Genomic DNA, 13,309 nt, shown 5'->3' with positions numbered 1-13,309 from the left:
GGCCCGGCCTGGCGGCAGGCGGGCGCGAAGATATCCGCACCCCAAGACCCGAATGTCCAATGTTCTGCACAGGTGTTAGCAAAGACCGCCCGCACCGGGCTGTGGAGAAATCACCTCCGCACCTATCGAACACCCGGCTAGTTTCCCTACCCCGAAACACAACCCATGAAGCACCACCTCATCCTGTTCTCAATGGCGGCCTTGTTGGCCGGTTGCGCACGTGAACCCCAAATGGCGCCACCCTCCACCGGACAAAACGATGGCGTGCTGAAGGACAAACCCACCACCGTGGAAGTCCCGGCTGGCGACCCGCTCTCGCAGCAAGCACTCGATCGCACCATCATCGGCCTTCTGGAAGAACGCAACGACTTCCGTTGGGAATGGGTGGATGTCCGCACGCTTTGGAGCGCAACGCTCTACAACGACCACAGCGTGTCCATCGGCTACAAGCCCGCGACCGCCGGTAACGTGGACGAGCAGCTGCACACCGTTGATGTGAAACGGTCGGAATGGCGCGCAGTGCACGACGCTATCATCGAGCTGGTCCTCGATGGACTGAACCGCAATGCCCGCGGGAAAGTGACGCTTCGCGACATCCTTGTGGAGGACGACCCTGTCCTGCCGATCATCACCCTGCGCATCACGGACAAGGATGTCATCACCCGCTTGCTGAACCTGGAGAACGTGCGCTACATCGAACCATTGGACTACTGGCCGCTGGTGGCCGCCATGGAAGAACGCAGCACCTCCGGTTGCAGCCCGAGCACCTACGCGTTGAACAGCGCCGACTACACCACGATCAGCCCGAACGCCAAGTTGCCCTGGAACTTCAACAACCACAACATCCCCTCGGCTTGGAACTCATCGCAGGGCGCTGGCATCACCGTAGGCATGATCGATGCTGGCCTCAGTTCGGCGCAGCCCCTGATCGGCAGCGACCTGAACAACGGCGACAGCAACGTGGGCCGCACCTTCAGCGCTTCTGCCACGTTGGGTACTTCAGCCTACACCAGCTGCTCGCACGGCACTAGCATGGGCGGACAGGCTGTTGGGCCGCGCAACACGAACGGCGCCACCACCGGCGTGGCCTACAAGAGCAGCTTCCGGTTCATCCGTGCGTGCGAGGATGTGGTGCTGGACAAGAGCAGCGAGCGCACGGCCGTGAAGAACGCCCTCATCGCCTTGGGCAACGATGCCAACGTGCGCGTGATCAGCATGAGCATCGGTTCGCCGTTCAGCTACAGCGTGCTGAGCGACGGCGTGAACTACGCGCACGGCCTTGGCAAGCTGGTGATGGCGGCCGGTGGCACGAGCTTCAGCTGGACGAGCTGGTGGGGCGTCATCTACCCCGCGGCCTACAGCAACTGTGTGGCCGTTACCGGTGTGAAGGAGAACGGCGGCAAATGCGGCAGCTGCCACGACGGGTCGCAGATCGACCTCACGATCTGCATGGAGCGCAGCAGCAATAGTTCGCGCAACTCCCTCTCGCTTGCACCCGCGGGCAATGCGCCCAACTACATCGGCGGCAGCAGCTCGGCCACGGCCACGGCGGCGGGCGTCGCGGCTCTGGTGTGGGCCGCCAAACCCACGGCTACACGTGCACAGGTCCTGAGCTGCCTCACGAGCACCGCCCAGTTCGCGGGCGCTCCAAGCAGTTCCAAAGGCTACGGGAACGTCAATGCCGCCGCTGCCGTGAATTGTGCGCTGGCCTTGTGATCTCCACCCTCCTACAACGACAAAGGGCTCCGATCAGAGCCCTTTGTCGTATCAATGTGTTGTCGGTTACTCGCTCTTGGCCTCTTCGGCAGCAGGAGCTTCGCCTTCGGCCTTCTTGCCCGTGCTGCGACGGCTGCGACGGGTCTTCTTGGCTTCGGCACCGGCCTTCTCCTTCACGTAGATCTCGTTGAAATCCACGAGCTCGATCATGGCCATCTCAGCAGCATCACCCAAGCGGTTGCCCATCTTGAGGATGCGCGTGTAGCCACCCGGCCGCGCGTTCACCTTCGGTGCCACGTCGCGGAACAGGGTGCTCACGGCATCCTTGTTCTGCAGGTAGCTGAACACCGTACGGCGGTTGTGCGTGTCGTCGCTCTTGCTCTTGGTGATGAGGGGCTCAACGAAGCGGCGCAGAGCGCGGGCCTTCGCCAGCGTGGTCTCAATGCGCTTGTGCTCGATGAGGTTCACCGCTAGGTTGCTCAGCAGCGCGTCGCGGTGGGCCTTCTTGCGGCCGAGCGCGTTGTTCTTGTTCCCGTGTCTCATGACTTTGTCGTCTGCGTTGTGCCATAACGGGCGGGACAGATCCCGCCCCTATGATCACTCCTTGTCCAGTTTGTACTTGCTCACGTTCATACCGAAGCTCAGGCCCTTGTTCTCCACCAGGTCCTCCAGTTCGGTGAGGCTCTTCTTCCCGAAGTTGCGGAACTTCAAGAGGTCGTTCTTGTTGTAAGCGACCAGGTCGCCGAGCGTCTCGATGTCGGCCGCCTTCAGGCAGTTCAACGCGCGCACGCTCAGGTCCATGTCCACCAGCTTGGTCTTCAGCAGCTGGCGCATGTGCAGGCTCGTCTCGTCGAAGTCCTCTTCCTTCACGCGCTCTTCCACCTCCAGGCTGATCCGCTCGTCGCTGAAGAGCATGAAGTGGTGGATCAGGATCTTGGCGGCTTCCTGCAGCGCGTTCTTCGGGCTGATGCTGCCGTCGGTCACCACTTCGATGGTGAGCTTCTCGTAATCCGTCTTCTGCTCCACACGGGTGTTGTCCACCGTGTACTTCACGTTCTTGATCGGGGTGAAGATGCTGTCCACGAAGATGGTCCCGATGGGAGCCGTTGCCGTCTTGTTCTCCTCAGCGGGCACGTAGCCGCGGCCCTTGCCCACGGTGAGCTCAATGGTGAGCTTCACGCTGCTGTCCATGTGGCAGATCACCAGATCGGGGTTCAGCACTTGGAAGCCCGTGGTCTGGCGGCCGATGTCACCCGCGGTGAAGCTGTCCTTCCCGCTGATGGTGAGGCTCACCTTCTCGGTGCTGACGTCCTCGAGCTGGCGGCGGAAGCGCACCTGCTTGAGGTTGAGCACCATTTCCGTCACGTCCTCGATCACGCCCTTGATGGTGCTGAACTCGTGCGCAACGCCGTCGATGCGGATGCTGGTGATGGCGAAACCTTCGAGGCTGCTGAGCAGGATGCGGCGCAGCGCGTTGCCGATGGTGATGCCGTAGCCGGGCTCCAACGGACGGAATTCGAAGGTTCCGCGCTGGTCGTCGCTTTCGATCATCATGACCTTGTCGGGCCGCTGGAAATCGAGAATGGGCATGTTTGGTTGCTGGTTGTTCGTTGATGGTTCGTTCGTTCCTCGTCCTCCGCGTTCGCGCCCTAAAGGCTTACTTCGAATACAATTCCACGATGAGCTGCTCGCGGATCGTCTCCGGGATCTGCGCGCGCTCGGGCATGGCGATCAGCTTGCCGCTCATCGACGTGGGATCGAACTCGATCCAATCGTGGCGGGCAGGAGCGCCATGGATGCTGTTGGTGATGGTCTCCAACGAGCGGCTCTTCTCGCGCACGGACACCACGTCACCTGGACGCAGGGTGTAGCTCGGCACGTTCACCAAAGAGCGGTTCACGGTGATGTGGCCGTGGCTCACCAACTGGCGGGCAGCGCGGCGCGTGCGGGCGATGCCCATGCGGTACACCGTGTTGTCCAGGCGGGCTTCGCAAAGCTGCAACAGCACTTCGCCGGTGATGCCCTTCTTGCTGGCGGCCGTGTGGAACATCTTCTCGAACTGGCGCTCGAGGATGCCGTAGGTGTACTTCGCCTTCTGCTTCTCCTGCAGCTGGGTGCTGTACTCGCTCTGTTTGTTGCGGCGCTTGCTGCCTACGCCACTGCCGTGCTGGCCGGGGCCGTAGGGTTTGCGCTCCATCCACTTGTCAGCGCCAAGGATCGGCTCCTTGAACTTGCGGTTGACGCGGGTCTTGGGTCCTGTGTAACGTGCCATTGTTCCGTATGGGCGCGACCTGTCGTGCCCTTGCTTGTTGTTGTGTTAGACGCGGCGCTTTTTGGGAGGGCGGCAACCGTTGTGCGGCATCGGTGTTTCGTCGATGATCTCCGTCACCTCCACACCGCTGTTGTGCAACGCCCGGATGGCGCTTTCGCGGCCGCTGCCGGGGCCGTTCACGAACACCTTCACCTTGCGCAGGCCCAGTTCGTGGGCTTCGCGTGCGGCTTCCTCAGCGGCCGTTTGGCCAGCGTAAGGGGTGTTCTTCTTGCTGCCCTTGAACCCCATCTTGCCGGCGCTGGCCCAGCTGATCACTTCGCCCTTGTTGTTGGTGAGGCTGATGATGATGTTGTTGAAGGTGGCACGGATGTGCGCCTGCCCGAAGGCCTCCACGAGGACGGTCTTCTTCTTCTTTTTGCCGGCGGCGGCGCCTCCTTTTTCGGCTGCTTGTTTGGCCATGGTCTGCTGGGTTGCGGGTCCGCTTGCGCGGGCCCTACGGTCTTACTTCGTGACTTTCTTCTTGTTGGCAACGGTCTTCCGGCGGCCTTTGCGCGTGCGGCTGTTGGTACGCGTACGCTGTCCACGAACGGGCAGCCCGCTGCGGTGGCGGTTGCCACGGTAGCTGTTGATGTCGATCAAGCGCTTAACGGAGAGCTGCGTTTCGCTGCGCAGCGCACCTTCCACCTTGATGTTCTCGTTGATCACCGTACGGATGCGGCCCTGCTGGTCGTCATCCCAGTCCTCCACCTTGATGTCCGGATCAACATCCGCCTTCTCCAGGATGGACAAGGCGGTGCTGCGGCCGATGCCGTAGATGTAGGTGAGGCCGATAGCCCCGCGTTTCTGTTTCGGTAGGTCGATACCTGCGATACGTGCCATGCTCGTTCGGTTGTGTTCTCAGCCTTGACGCTGCTTGAACTTGGGGTTCTTCTTGTTGATCACGTACAGGCGTCCCTTGCGGCGCACGATCTTGCAGTCCGCTGAACGCTTCTTGATGGAGGCCCTGATCTTCATGGGTCGTTGCTTCTTCTTCAGGTCTTGTATCGGAAGGTGATGCGGCCTTTGCTGAGGTCGTACGGACTCATCTCGAGCTTCACCTTGTCGCCGGGGAGAATGCGGATGTAGTGCATCCGCATCTTGCCGGAGATGTGCGCCACGATCGTGTGGCCGTTCTCCAGCTCCACCCGGAACATGGCGTTGGACAAGGCCTCTTTGATGATGCCGTCCTGCTCTATGTTGCCCGTCTTCGTCATTCCGTTCTTCCTTCCTTCCTATTCTTCGTGGCCGCTGCTTGTGCGTTGGCCGTTGTTTCAATTCAATACGCTCCTCTTCGCCCTGAGCACGGCTTCAATGTGCTCGAACGTTGAAAGGACCTCTGCTTTGCCGTCACGCACCGCCACGGTGTGCTCGAAGTGGGCGCTCGGTTTACCGTCGCGCGTCACGATCGTCCATCCGTCGGGTTGCTGGCGCACTTCTTTGGTGCCGCCGTTGATCATCGGCTCGATGGCGATGACCATCCCCGCCTTCAACCGCACGCCCTGTCCGCGACGACCGTAGTTAGGCACTTCGGGCGGCTCGTGCAGCTTGCGGCCCACGCCGTGGCCCACCAGCTCGCGCACCACACCGTAATCGTGACTTTCCGCGTGGTGCTGGATGGCGTACCCGATGTCGCCCACCCGGTTGCCGTCCACCGCTTGCGCGATGCCCAGCGCCAGGCATTCCTGCGTCACGCGCAGCAGCTTCTTCGCATCGGCGCTCACCTCTCCGATCATGAAGGTGTAAGCACTATCGCCGTAGAAGCCGTTCATCAGCACGCCGCAGTCAACGCTCACCACGCTGCCCTCTTCCAAGGGCACATCGCCGGGGAGCCCATGCACCACCGCATCATCAACACTGGTGAGCAGGGTGCTGGGGCAACCGTACAGGCCTTTGAAGCCCGGCACGGCGCCGTTGTCACGGATGAAGGTTTCGGCCAAGGTGTCGAGCTCGCGGGTGGTGACCCCCGGTCCGATCATCCTGGCCACTTCAGCCAAGGTCCTTCCAACAAGCAAAGAACTCTCCCTCACCAGCGCGATCTCCTCATCGCTCAAACAGATCACGGACTTGCCCATGATCTAGCTTGTCGCCATGCTGAACGCTGGATTCGTCCTACCCTTGATACGGCCTGACTTCATCAGACCGTCGTAATGCCTGTTCAGCAGGTGGCTTTCCACCTGTTGCAAGGTGTCCAGCAACACGCCCACCGTGATGAGCATGCTGGTTCCACCGAAGAAGTACGCGAACTGCTGCTTCACGCCGGCCATCATGGCGAAGGCGGGAAGGATGGCCACGAAGCCCAGGAAGATGGCTCCCGGAAGCGTGATGCGGCTCAACAGTTCATCAATGTGGTTGGCGGTCTGCTTGCCCGGTTTCACGCCGGGGATGAAGCCGCCATTGCGCTTCATGTCGTCGGCCATCTGGTTGGGGTTCACCATGATGGCGGTGTAGAAGTAGGTGAACACCACCACCAGCAGGAAGAACACCAGGTTGTAGCCGATGCTGGAGATGTCCACCGTGCCGGCGAGCCAATTCCACTGCGTGTACTGGTACACGTACAAGGGGATGAACATGATGGCCTGAGCGAAGATGATGGGCATCACACCGGCCGCGTTCACCTTCAGCGGGATGTAGTTGCGCACACCACCGTACTGCTTGTTGCCCACCACGCGCTTGGCGAACTGCACTGGGATACGGCGCGTGCCCTGCACCAGCAGGATAATGCCTGCGATGGTCAAGAGCAGGAACACCAGCTCGAGCAGGAGCATCACCAGTCCACCGCCACCGCTCGTGCGACCGATCACCTCTTGGGCAAGGGCCTGCGGGAAGTTGGCGATGATGCCGATCATGATGATCAACGAGATACCGTTGCCCAAACCGCGCTCCGTGATGCGCTCACCGAGCCACATCACGAACAGGGTGCCGGCCACGAGGATGGGCACACTGCTGAGCCACACCCACGACCAGCTGCGAAGTGCTCGGGTGCCATCGGCCATCAACATGGTCGAATCCTCCGGCACCGAGGTGTACAAGTAGCCGGGGGCCTGCGCCATGCAGATGAGGATGGTGAGGTAACGCGTCCACTGGTTCAGCTTCTTGCGCCCGCTCTCCTCGCGCTGCATCTTCTGCACCATCGGCACGGCCATGCCCATCAGCTGCACGATGATGCTCGCGCTGATGTACGGCATGATGCCCAAGGCGAAAATGCTGGCCCGTGTGAAGGCACCACCGGTGAACACTTCCAGCAGGCCGGCAAGGCCGCCGCTGTTGGTGCCCGAGCCGAGGCGCGTGATGTCCACTCCGGGCAGCACGATGTAAGAGCCGATGCGGTACACCAAGAGCAGCCCCAGGGTAATGAGGATGCGGTTGCGCAGCTCTTCGATGCGCCAGATGTTCTTGATGGTTGCGATCAGGTTCTTCATGGCCTGGTTCAGATCGTCTCCGCTTTTCCGCCCTTCGCTTCGATGGCCGCTTTGGCCGTTGCACTGAAGGCATGGGCCTTCACGTCCAATGCGCCTTTCACTTCGCCGCGGCCCAGCACTTTCAGCGTCTCGTTCTTGCCGAGGATGCCGTTGGCGCGGAGCACATCGGGGTCGATGGCCTTCAGTCCTTTCTTCTCCACGAGCAGTTGCAGTGCATCGAGGTTGATGCCCTTGTGCTCAATGCGCGTGGGGTTGCTGAAGCCGAACTTCGGCACACGGCGCTGCAGGGGCATCTGGCCGCCCTCGAAACCGCGCTTGCGGCTGTAACCGCTGCGGCTCTGCTGGCCCTTATGGCCCTTGGTGGAGGTGCCGCCCTTGCCGCTGCCTTGGCCGCGACCGATGCGCTTGCTGCTCTTCACCGCGCCCTTGGCGGGCTTGATCTTGCTGAGGTCCATCTCGTGGTTCCTTTATCAGAGCTGTTCGACTTTCACCAGGTGCGCCACTTTGGCCACCATGCCTTGGATCTGCGGCGTTGCATTGTGCTCCACCGTGCGGCCGATGCGGCCCAGGCCCAACCCCGTGAGGGTGTCCTTCTGGCGCTTCGGGCACTTGATCCAGCTCTTGGTCTGGGTGATCTTCAACTTGCTCATCGTGTTCTCGTGTTGGCCGTTACCGACCGGTTCATCCGTTGAATACGCGTTCCACCGCCACACCGCGCTGCGTGCTCACCGCGTTCGCATCGCGCAGGCTCTGCAGGGCCTGGATCGTGGCCTTCACCACGTTGTGCGGGTTGCTGCTGCCTTTGCTCTTGGCCAGAACGTCCGTTACGCCCACGCTCTCCAGCACGGCGCGCATGGCACCACCGGCGATAACACCGGTACCGTGCGCGGCAGGCTTCAGCAGCACTTTCGCACCGGCGAACTTCCCTTCTTGTGTGTGGGGGATGGTGCCTTTGCGGACCGGGACTTTCACCAGGTTCTTCTTGGCATCGTCCACGCCCTTGGCAATGGCCTCCTGCACTTCCTTGGCCTTGCCAAGACCGTGGCCCACCACGCCTTTCTCGTTCCCCACCACCACGATGGCGGCGAAGGTGAAGGTGCGGCCGCCCTTGGTCACCTTGGTGACGCGGTTCAGCGCTACGAGCTTGTCCTTCAGTTCGAGGTCGCTGCTCTTGACTTTGTTGCTGTCAGCCATGTTGCTGTGTTCAGAAGTTGAGACCGGCTTCGCGTGCTGCGTCGGCAAAGGCCTTCACGCGGCCATGGTACAGGTAACCGTTGCGATCGAACACCACCTTTTCGATGCCCGCTGCCTTGGCCTTCTCGGCCAGTGCCACGCCCACCAATTTGGCCTGCTCGATGCCGCTGGCACCATGCGCCTTTTTGTCCTTGAGGCTGCCGGTGCTCACGAGCGTGCGGCCCTCTTCGTCGTTGATGATCTGCGCGTAGAAATCGGCATTGCTGCGGTACACGCTCAGCCGCGGGCGCTCGGGCGTACCCTTCACGCGCTTGCGGATGTGGCGCTTGATCTTGGCGCGGCGGATGGTCTTGGTCGTTGCCATGGTCGGTTCTCTTATTTGCCTGCGGCCTTACCGGCTTTGCGGCGGACGATCTCACCCACGAAGCGCACACCCTTGCCTTTGTACGGCTCAGGCTTGCGGAGGCCACGGATCTTGGCAGCCACGGCGCCCAACAATTGCTTGTCGGCGCTCTCCATGCGGATGATGGGGTTCTTTCCTTTCTCCTGGGCGGCGGTCACCTTGATCTCGCTGGGCAGTTCGAACGCCACGTTGTGGCTGAAGCCCAACGACAGGTCGAGGCGCTGGCCCTTGGTGGTGGCGCGGTAACCCACGCCCACCAGTTCCTGCTCGATCACGAAGCCTTCCGTAACGCCCTTCACCATGTTGGCGATGAGCGCACGGTAAAGACCGTGCATGGACCGGTGCGGCTTGGCGTCGCTGGGGCGGCTCACGTTGATGCTGCCGTCCTCTTCCTTCACCGTGATGGTCGGGTCGACGCTCTGCACCAGCGTGCCCTTGGGACCTTTGACGGTCACCAGGTTCTTGTCGCTGATGTTGATCTGCACGCCTTTCGGGATGCTGATCGGTGCTTTTCCAATGCGTGACATGGTACTGTGCTCTTTGTGGATCAGCTGACGAAGCAGAGGACTTCGCCGCCCACGTTCAATTGACGGGCTTCCTTGTCGGTCATCACGCCCTTGCTGGTGCTGATGATGGCCACACCGAGGCCGTTCATCACGCGGGGCAGCTCGCGCACATGGCTGTACTGGCGCAGGCCGGGCGAGCTCACACGGGAGAGCTCACGGATGGCGCTCTGGCGCGTGGCGCGATCGTACTTCAGGGCGATCTTGATGGTGCCCTGTTTGCCGTCGTCCTCGGCCTTCCAGCTCAGGATGTAGCCCTTGTCGTACAGGATCCGCGTGATGTCCTTCTTCAGGCCGCTGGCGGGAACCTCCACGATCTTCTTGCGCGCCATGATGGCGTTGCGCAAGCGGGTCAGGTAGTCTGAAATGGGGTCGGTCATGGTCTTATGGTCTTACCAGCTGCACTTGGTTACGCCCGGGATCTTGCCTTCCAGGGCCATTTGGCGGAGCATGTTCCGGCTGATGCCGAAGATGCGCACGTAGCCACGGGGACGGCCCGTGAGCTGGCAACGGTTGTGCATGCGCACGTAGCTGCCGTTGCGGGGCATCTTCTGCAGCGCGTCCCAATCGCCTGCTGCTTTCAGGGCTGCACGCTTGTCCTTGTGCAGTTCCACCATGCGGGCGCGCTTGCGCTCGCGGGCTTTCATCGATTCTTTGGCCATGGTCTGCGCTTACTTGGCGAACGGCATCCCGAACGCGGTCAATAGGGCTTTTGCTTCTTCGTCCGTACGGGCCGAGGTCACGAACGTGATGTCCATGCCTTGGATCTTCGGGGTCTTGTCGATGTCGATCTCCGGGAAGATGATCTGCTCCTTCACGCCGAAGGTGAAGTTGCCGTTTCCGTCGAAGCCGCTGGGCTTCACACCGCGGAAGTCGCGGGTACGGGGCAGGCTCACGCTGATCAAGCGGTCGAGGAACTCGTACATCTTGTCGCCGCGCAGTGTTACGCGCACGCCGATGGGCATGCCTTTGCGCAACTTGAAGTTGCTGATGTCCTTGCGGCTCACCGTCTGCACGGCCTTCTGGCCCGTGATGGTGGTCATCTCGGTCTGCGCGTTCTCGATGAGCTTCTTGTCACCGACGGCGCTGCCCAATCCCTGGTTCACGCTGATCTTCATCAGGCGGGGGATCTGCATGGAGCTCGTGTAGTTGAACTCCTTCTTCAGTGCCGGCGCCACTTCGGCCCGGTACTTCTCCTTCAGGCGGGGTTGGTAGGTGCTCATCACTGGATGGTTGCGCCGGAGCGTTTTGCGTAACGGACGAGGTTGCCGTCCTTGTCCTTCTTGCGGCCCACACGGGTGGCTTCGCCGCTCTTGGGATCGATGAGCATGAGGTTGCTCAGGTGGATGGCCGCCTCCTGCTTCACGATGCCGCCCTGCGGGTTTGCCGTGTTGGGCTTGCTGTGCTTGGAGACCAGGTTCAGGCCCTCCACGAAGGCGCGGTCGGCCGTGCGGTCCACGTCGAGCACCCGGCCTTGCTTGCCGCGCTCGGTACCGCTCAGCACCTTCACCAGGTCGCCTTTCTTGATGTGTGTCTTCTTCATGGGATCTCTTGTTGGTGCGGTGCACGCACCGCCCTTAACGATCAGAGTACTTCGGGTGCGAGCGAAATGATCTTGGTGAACTTCTTCTCGCGCAGCTCCTTGGCCACCGGACCGAAAATGCGGGTGCCCCGCATCTCGCCGGCCGCATCGAGCAGCACCACGGCGTTGTCATCGAAGCGGATGTAGCTGCCGTCCTTGCGGCGCGTCTCCTTCTTGGTGCGCACCACCACGGCCTTGCTCACGGTGCCCTTCTTGGCGGTGCCGTTGGGCAATGCATGTTTGATGCTCACCACGATGGTGTCGCCGATGTATGCGTAACGGCGGGCGGTGCCACCGAGCACGCGGATGCAGAGCACTTCCTTGGCGCCGCTGTTGTCGGCCACCGCCAGGCGGGATTCTTGTTGGATCATGGCTCGGGTGCGGGATTACTTGGCGCGTTCAACGATCTCCACCAGGCGCCAGCGCTTCAGCTTGCTCAAGGGGCGGGTCTCTTCGATCTTCACCGTGTCGCCCACTTTGGCGTCGCGGTTCTCGTCGTGCGCCATGAAGGTGCTCGAACGCTTCACGAACTTGCCGTATTTGGGGTGCATCACCCGGCGCTCAACGGTCACCGTGATGCTCTTGGTCATCTTGTCGCTGGTGACGATGCCGATGCGCTCTTTGCGCAGGTTGCGCTCGATGGGGGTCTTCTCGGTGCTCATTTCGCGTTCAGTTCGCGCTTTCGCAGTTCAGTGAGGAGGCGGGCCACTTCCTTGCGCTTGGTGCGCAGTTGGGCAGGGCTTTCGATGGGGCTCAGCGCGTGGTTGAAGCGCAGCTTGCCAAGGGTCTGGCGCGTTTCCGCCACCTTGTCCTGCAGCTCCTGCACGGTGAGGTCCTTGATCTCTGTTCCTTTCTTTTTCATGGCGCTGTCTTATTGGCCCGCGTAGTCCTCGCGGATCACGAACTTGGTCATGATGGGCAGTTTGCCAGCGGCCAGCTTCAGGGCTGCTTTGGCGGTGGCCATGGGCACACCATCCGCCTCGAAAATGATGCGACCGGGGTGCACTACGGCCACCCAATGGTCCAGGGCACCTTTGCCCTTACCCATACGCACCTCGGCGGGCTTGCTGGTCACCGGCTTGTCGGGGAACACGCGGATCCACACCTGGCCTTCGCGCTTCATGTGACGGGTGAGCGCCACGCGGGCGGCTTCGATCTGGCGGCCGGTGAGCCACGCGCCTTCAACGGCCTTCAGGCCGAAGGAGCCGAGGGCCACGCGGTGCCCGCGCTGGGCCTGGCCTTTCATGCGGCCCTTGTGCATGTTCCTGAACTTGGAACGCTTCGGTTGGAGCATTGCCTTGGTTCTTAGCTGTTGTTACGATCACGTCCACCACCACGGCGATCTCCACCGGGGCCACCACGGCGATCACCGCCCGGACCACGACGGTCAGGACGATCGCCGCCACGGCGTTCGCGGTCGCCGCCCGGACGGCCACCACCACGGGCTGCCGTACCGGTCGTTTTCACTTGGCCCACGTTGGGGCTCAGGTCGCGCTTGCCGAACACTTCGCCGCGGCAGATCCAGCACTTCACCCCGATGCGTCCCATCTTGGTGTGCGCCTCGCTGATCGCGAAGTCGATGTCGGCGCGGAGCGTGTGCAGGGGCACACGGCCGTCGCGGTATTTCTCGGTGCGGGCGATCTCGGCGCCGTTCAAGCGGCCGCTCACCTGCAGTTTGATGCCTTCGGCGCCCATGCGCATGCTGCTGGCCATGGCCATCTTCATGGCGCGGCGGAAGCTGATGCGGCCTTCCAATTGGCGGGCGATGCTGTCGGCCACCAACTTGGCGTCCAGCTCAGGACGTTTGATCTCGAAGATGTTGATCTGCACGTCCTTCCCGGTGAACTTCTTCAGTTCCTCGCGCAGCTTGTCCACCTCGGTGCCGCCCTTGCCGATGATGACGCCGGGGCGCGCCGTGTTGATCGTCACCGTCACCAGTTTCATGGTGCGCTCGATGATGATCTTGCTCACGCTCGCCTTCTTCAAGCGGGCCATGAGGTACGTGCGGATCTTTTCGTCCTCCACCAGTTTGTCGGTGTAGTCGCTACCGCCGTACCAGTTGCTGTCCCAGCCCCTGATGAAGCCCAGGCGTTGTCCGATCGGATGTGCTTTCTGTCCCAT

Annotated in this window: 24 protein-coding genes; 1 reads left to right on the top strand and 23 read right to left on the bottom strand. The window is 61.7% G+C overall.

What is annotated here, in order from left to right:
* The first annotated feature begins 165 nt into the window (after positions 1 to 165).
* On the top strand, positions 166 to 1,716 hold the full coding sequence (locus IPJ76_11045) for a S8 family serine peptidase (GenBank protein ID QQR85153.1): 1,551 nt from the start codon (positions 166 to 168) through the stop codon (positions 1,714 to 1,716).
* A gap of 66 nt (positions 1,717 to 1,782) precedes the next feature.
* Here IPJ76_11045 and rplQ read toward each other — a convergent pair whose 3' ends face one another.
* The 23 genes from rplQ to rpsC all read right to left on the bottom strand — a co-directional run bounded on the left by rplQ (position 1,783) and on the right by rpsC (position 13,309).
* Complete coding sequence (gene rplQ / locus IPJ76_11040) at positions 1,783 to 2,259, bottom strand: 50S ribosomal protein L17 (GenBank protein QQR85152.1); 477 nt, start codon at positions 2,257 to 2,259, stop codon at positions 1,783 to 1,785.
* Between the two features lie 54 nt (positions 2,260 to 2,313).
* A complete protein-coding gene (locus tag IPJ76_11035; protein QQR85151.1) occupies positions 2,314 to 3,306 on the bottom strand; it encodes a DNA-directed RNA polymerase subunit alpha in 993 nt (330 codons plus the stop codon).
* Between the two features lie 67 nt (positions 3,307 to 3,373).
* Complete coding sequence (gene rpsD / locus IPJ76_11030; protein ID QQR85150.1) at positions 3,374 to 3,988, bottom strand: 30S ribosomal protein S4; 615 nt, start codon at positions 3,986 to 3,988, stop codon at positions 3,374 to 3,376.
* Positions 3,989 to 4,033: 45 nt separating this feature from the next.
* Positions 4,034 to 4,447: a 30S ribosomal protein S11 gene (rpsK, locus tag IPJ76_11025; protein ID QQR85149.1), complete on the bottom strand. Its 414-nt coding sequence runs from the start codon at positions 4,445 to 4,447 to the stop codon at positions 4,034 to 4,036.
* A 42-nt stretch (positions 4,448 to 4,489) separates the two neighbouring features.
* Positions 4,490 to 4,867: a 30S ribosomal protein S13 gene (gene rpsM / locus IPJ76_11020; GenBank protein QQR85148.1), complete on the bottom strand. Its 378-nt coding sequence runs from the start codon at positions 4,865 to 4,867 to the stop codon at positions 4,490 to 4,492.
* A gap of 18 nt (positions 4,868 to 4,885) precedes the next feature.
* Entirely contained in the window at positions 4,886 to 5,002 is a 117-nt protein-coding gene (rpmJ, locus tag IPJ76_11015) for a 50S ribosomal protein L36 (protein ID QQR85147.1), read from the bottom strand.
* Positions 5,003 to 5,019: 17 nt separating this feature from the next.
* Entirely contained in the window at positions 5,020 to 5,241 is a 222-nt protein-coding gene (infA, locus tag IPJ76_11010) for a translation initiation factor IF-1 (GenBank protein ID QQR85146.1), read from the bottom strand.
* Positions 5,242 to 5,298: 57 nt separating this feature from the next.
* The gene (map, locus tag IPJ76_11005) at positions 5,299 to 6,099 is read right to left on the bottom strand and encodes a type I methionyl aminopeptidase (protein QQR85145.1); all 801 of its coding nucleotides are present in this window, start codon (positions 6,097 to 6,099) and stop codon (positions 5,299 to 5,301) included.
* 3 nt (positions 6,100 to 6,102) lie between these two features.
* Positions 6,103 to 7,446, bottom strand: coding sequence for a preprotein translocase subunit SecY (gene secY / locus IPJ76_11000; protein ID QQR85144.1), 1,344 nt, complete (start codon positions 7,444 to 7,446; stop codon positions 6,103 to 6,105).
* 8 nt (positions 7,447 to 7,454) lie between these two features.
* Positions 7,455 to 7,901, bottom strand: a complete 447-nt coding sequence (rplO, locus tag IPJ76_10995; protein QQR85143.1) for a 50S ribosomal protein L15 — start codon at positions 7,899 to 7,901, stop codon at positions 7,455 to 7,457.
* A 15-nt stretch (positions 7,902 to 7,916) separates the two neighbouring features.
* A complete protein-coding gene (gene rpmD / locus IPJ76_10990; GenBank protein ID QQR85142.1) occupies positions 7,917 to 8,096 on the bottom strand; it encodes a 50S ribosomal protein L30 in 180 nt (59 codons plus the stop codon).
* Between the two features lie 31 nt (positions 8,097 to 8,127).
* Entirely contained in the window at positions 8,128 to 8,640 is a 513-nt protein-coding gene (gene rpsE / locus IPJ76_10985; GenBank protein QQR85141.1) for a 30S ribosomal protein S5, read from the bottom strand.
* A 10-nt stretch (positions 8,641 to 8,650) separates the two neighbouring features.
* Positions 8,651 to 9,004 (bottom strand): 50S ribosomal protein L18, encoded by a 354-nt coding sequence (locus IPJ76_10980; GenBank protein QQR85140.1) that lies wholly within the window; start codon positions 9,002 to 9,004, stop codon positions 8,651 to 8,653.
* A gap of 11 nt (positions 9,005 to 9,015) precedes the next feature.
* Positions 9,016 to 9,570, bottom strand: coding sequence for a 50S ribosomal protein L6 (rplF, locus tag IPJ76_10975; protein QQR85139.1), 555 nt, complete (start codon positions 9,568 to 9,570; stop codon positions 9,016 to 9,018).
* Positions 9,571 to 9,590: 20 nt separating this feature from the next.
* Entirely contained in the window at positions 9,591 to 9,986 is a 396-nt protein-coding gene (gene rpsH, locus IPJ76_10970; protein ID QQR85138.1) for a 30S ribosomal protein S8, read from the bottom strand.
* 12 nt (positions 9,987 to 9,998) lie between these two features.
* Positions 9,999 to 10,268 (bottom strand): 30S ribosomal protein S14, encoded by a 270-nt coding sequence (gene rpsN, locus IPJ76_10965; protein QQR85137.1) that lies wholly within the window; start codon positions 10,266 to 10,268, stop codon positions 9,999 to 10,001.
* A gap of 9 nt (positions 10,269 to 10,277) precedes the next feature.
* Complete coding sequence (rplE, locus tag IPJ76_10960) at positions 10,278 to 10,829, bottom strand: 50S ribosomal protein L5 (protein QQR85136.1); 552 nt, start codon at positions 10,827 to 10,829, stop codon at positions 10,278 to 10,280.
* Positions 10,829 to 11,149 carry a 50S ribosomal protein L24 gene (gene rplX, locus IPJ76_10955; GenBank protein QQR85135.1) on the bottom strand — a complete coding sequence of 107 codons (321 nt, stop codon included), beginning with the start codon at positions 11,147 to 11,149 and terminating at the stop codon, positions 10,829 to 10,831. The genes rplE and rplX overlap by 1 nt, the downstream gene beginning before the upstream one ends.
* A 41-nt stretch (positions 11,150 to 11,190) precedes the next feature.
* Positions 11,191 to 11,559 carry a 50S ribosomal protein L14 gene (gene rplN / locus IPJ76_10950; GenBank protein ID QQR85134.1) on the bottom strand — a complete coding sequence of 123 codons (369 nt, stop codon included), beginning with the start codon at positions 11,557 to 11,559 and terminating at the stop codon, positions 11,191 to 11,193.
* A gap of 15 nt (positions 11,560 to 11,574) precedes the next feature.
* Positions 11,575 to 11,850 carry a 30S ribosomal protein S17 gene (gene rpsQ / locus IPJ76_10945; protein QQR85133.1) on the bottom strand — a complete coding sequence of 92 codons (276 nt, stop codon included), beginning with the start codon at positions 11,848 to 11,850 and terminating at the stop codon, positions 11,575 to 11,577.
* Entirely contained in the window at positions 11,847 to 12,050 is a 204-nt protein-coding gene (rpmC, locus tag IPJ76_10940) for a 50S ribosomal protein L29 (GenBank protein ID QQR85132.1), read from the bottom strand. Before rpmC ends, rpsQ begins: the two co-directional genes overlap by 4 nt.
* Positions 12,051 to 12,059: 9 nt before the next feature.
* Positions 12,060 to 12,482 carry a 50S ribosomal protein L16 gene (gene rplP / locus IPJ76_10935; GenBank protein ID QQR85131.1) on the bottom strand — a complete coding sequence of 141 codons (423 nt, stop codon included), beginning with the start codon at positions 12,480 to 12,482 and terminating at the stop codon, positions 12,060 to 12,062.
* Positions 12,483 to 12,493: 11 nt separating this feature from the next.
* Positions 12,494 to 13,309: a 30S ribosomal protein S3 gene (gene rpsC / locus IPJ76_10930; GenBank protein QQR85130.1), complete on the bottom strand. Its 816-nt coding sequence runs from the start codon at positions 13,307 to 13,309 to the stop codon at positions 12,494 to 12,496.

Source organism: Flavobacteriales bacterium, assembly GCA_016699575.1.
GTDB lineage: Bacteria > Bacteroidota > Bacteroidia > Flavobacteriales_F > PHOS-HE28 > PHOS-HE28.
Note: the sequence above shows the minus strand (reverse complement) of the source record. Positions and strands in the feature narration are given on the sequence as shown.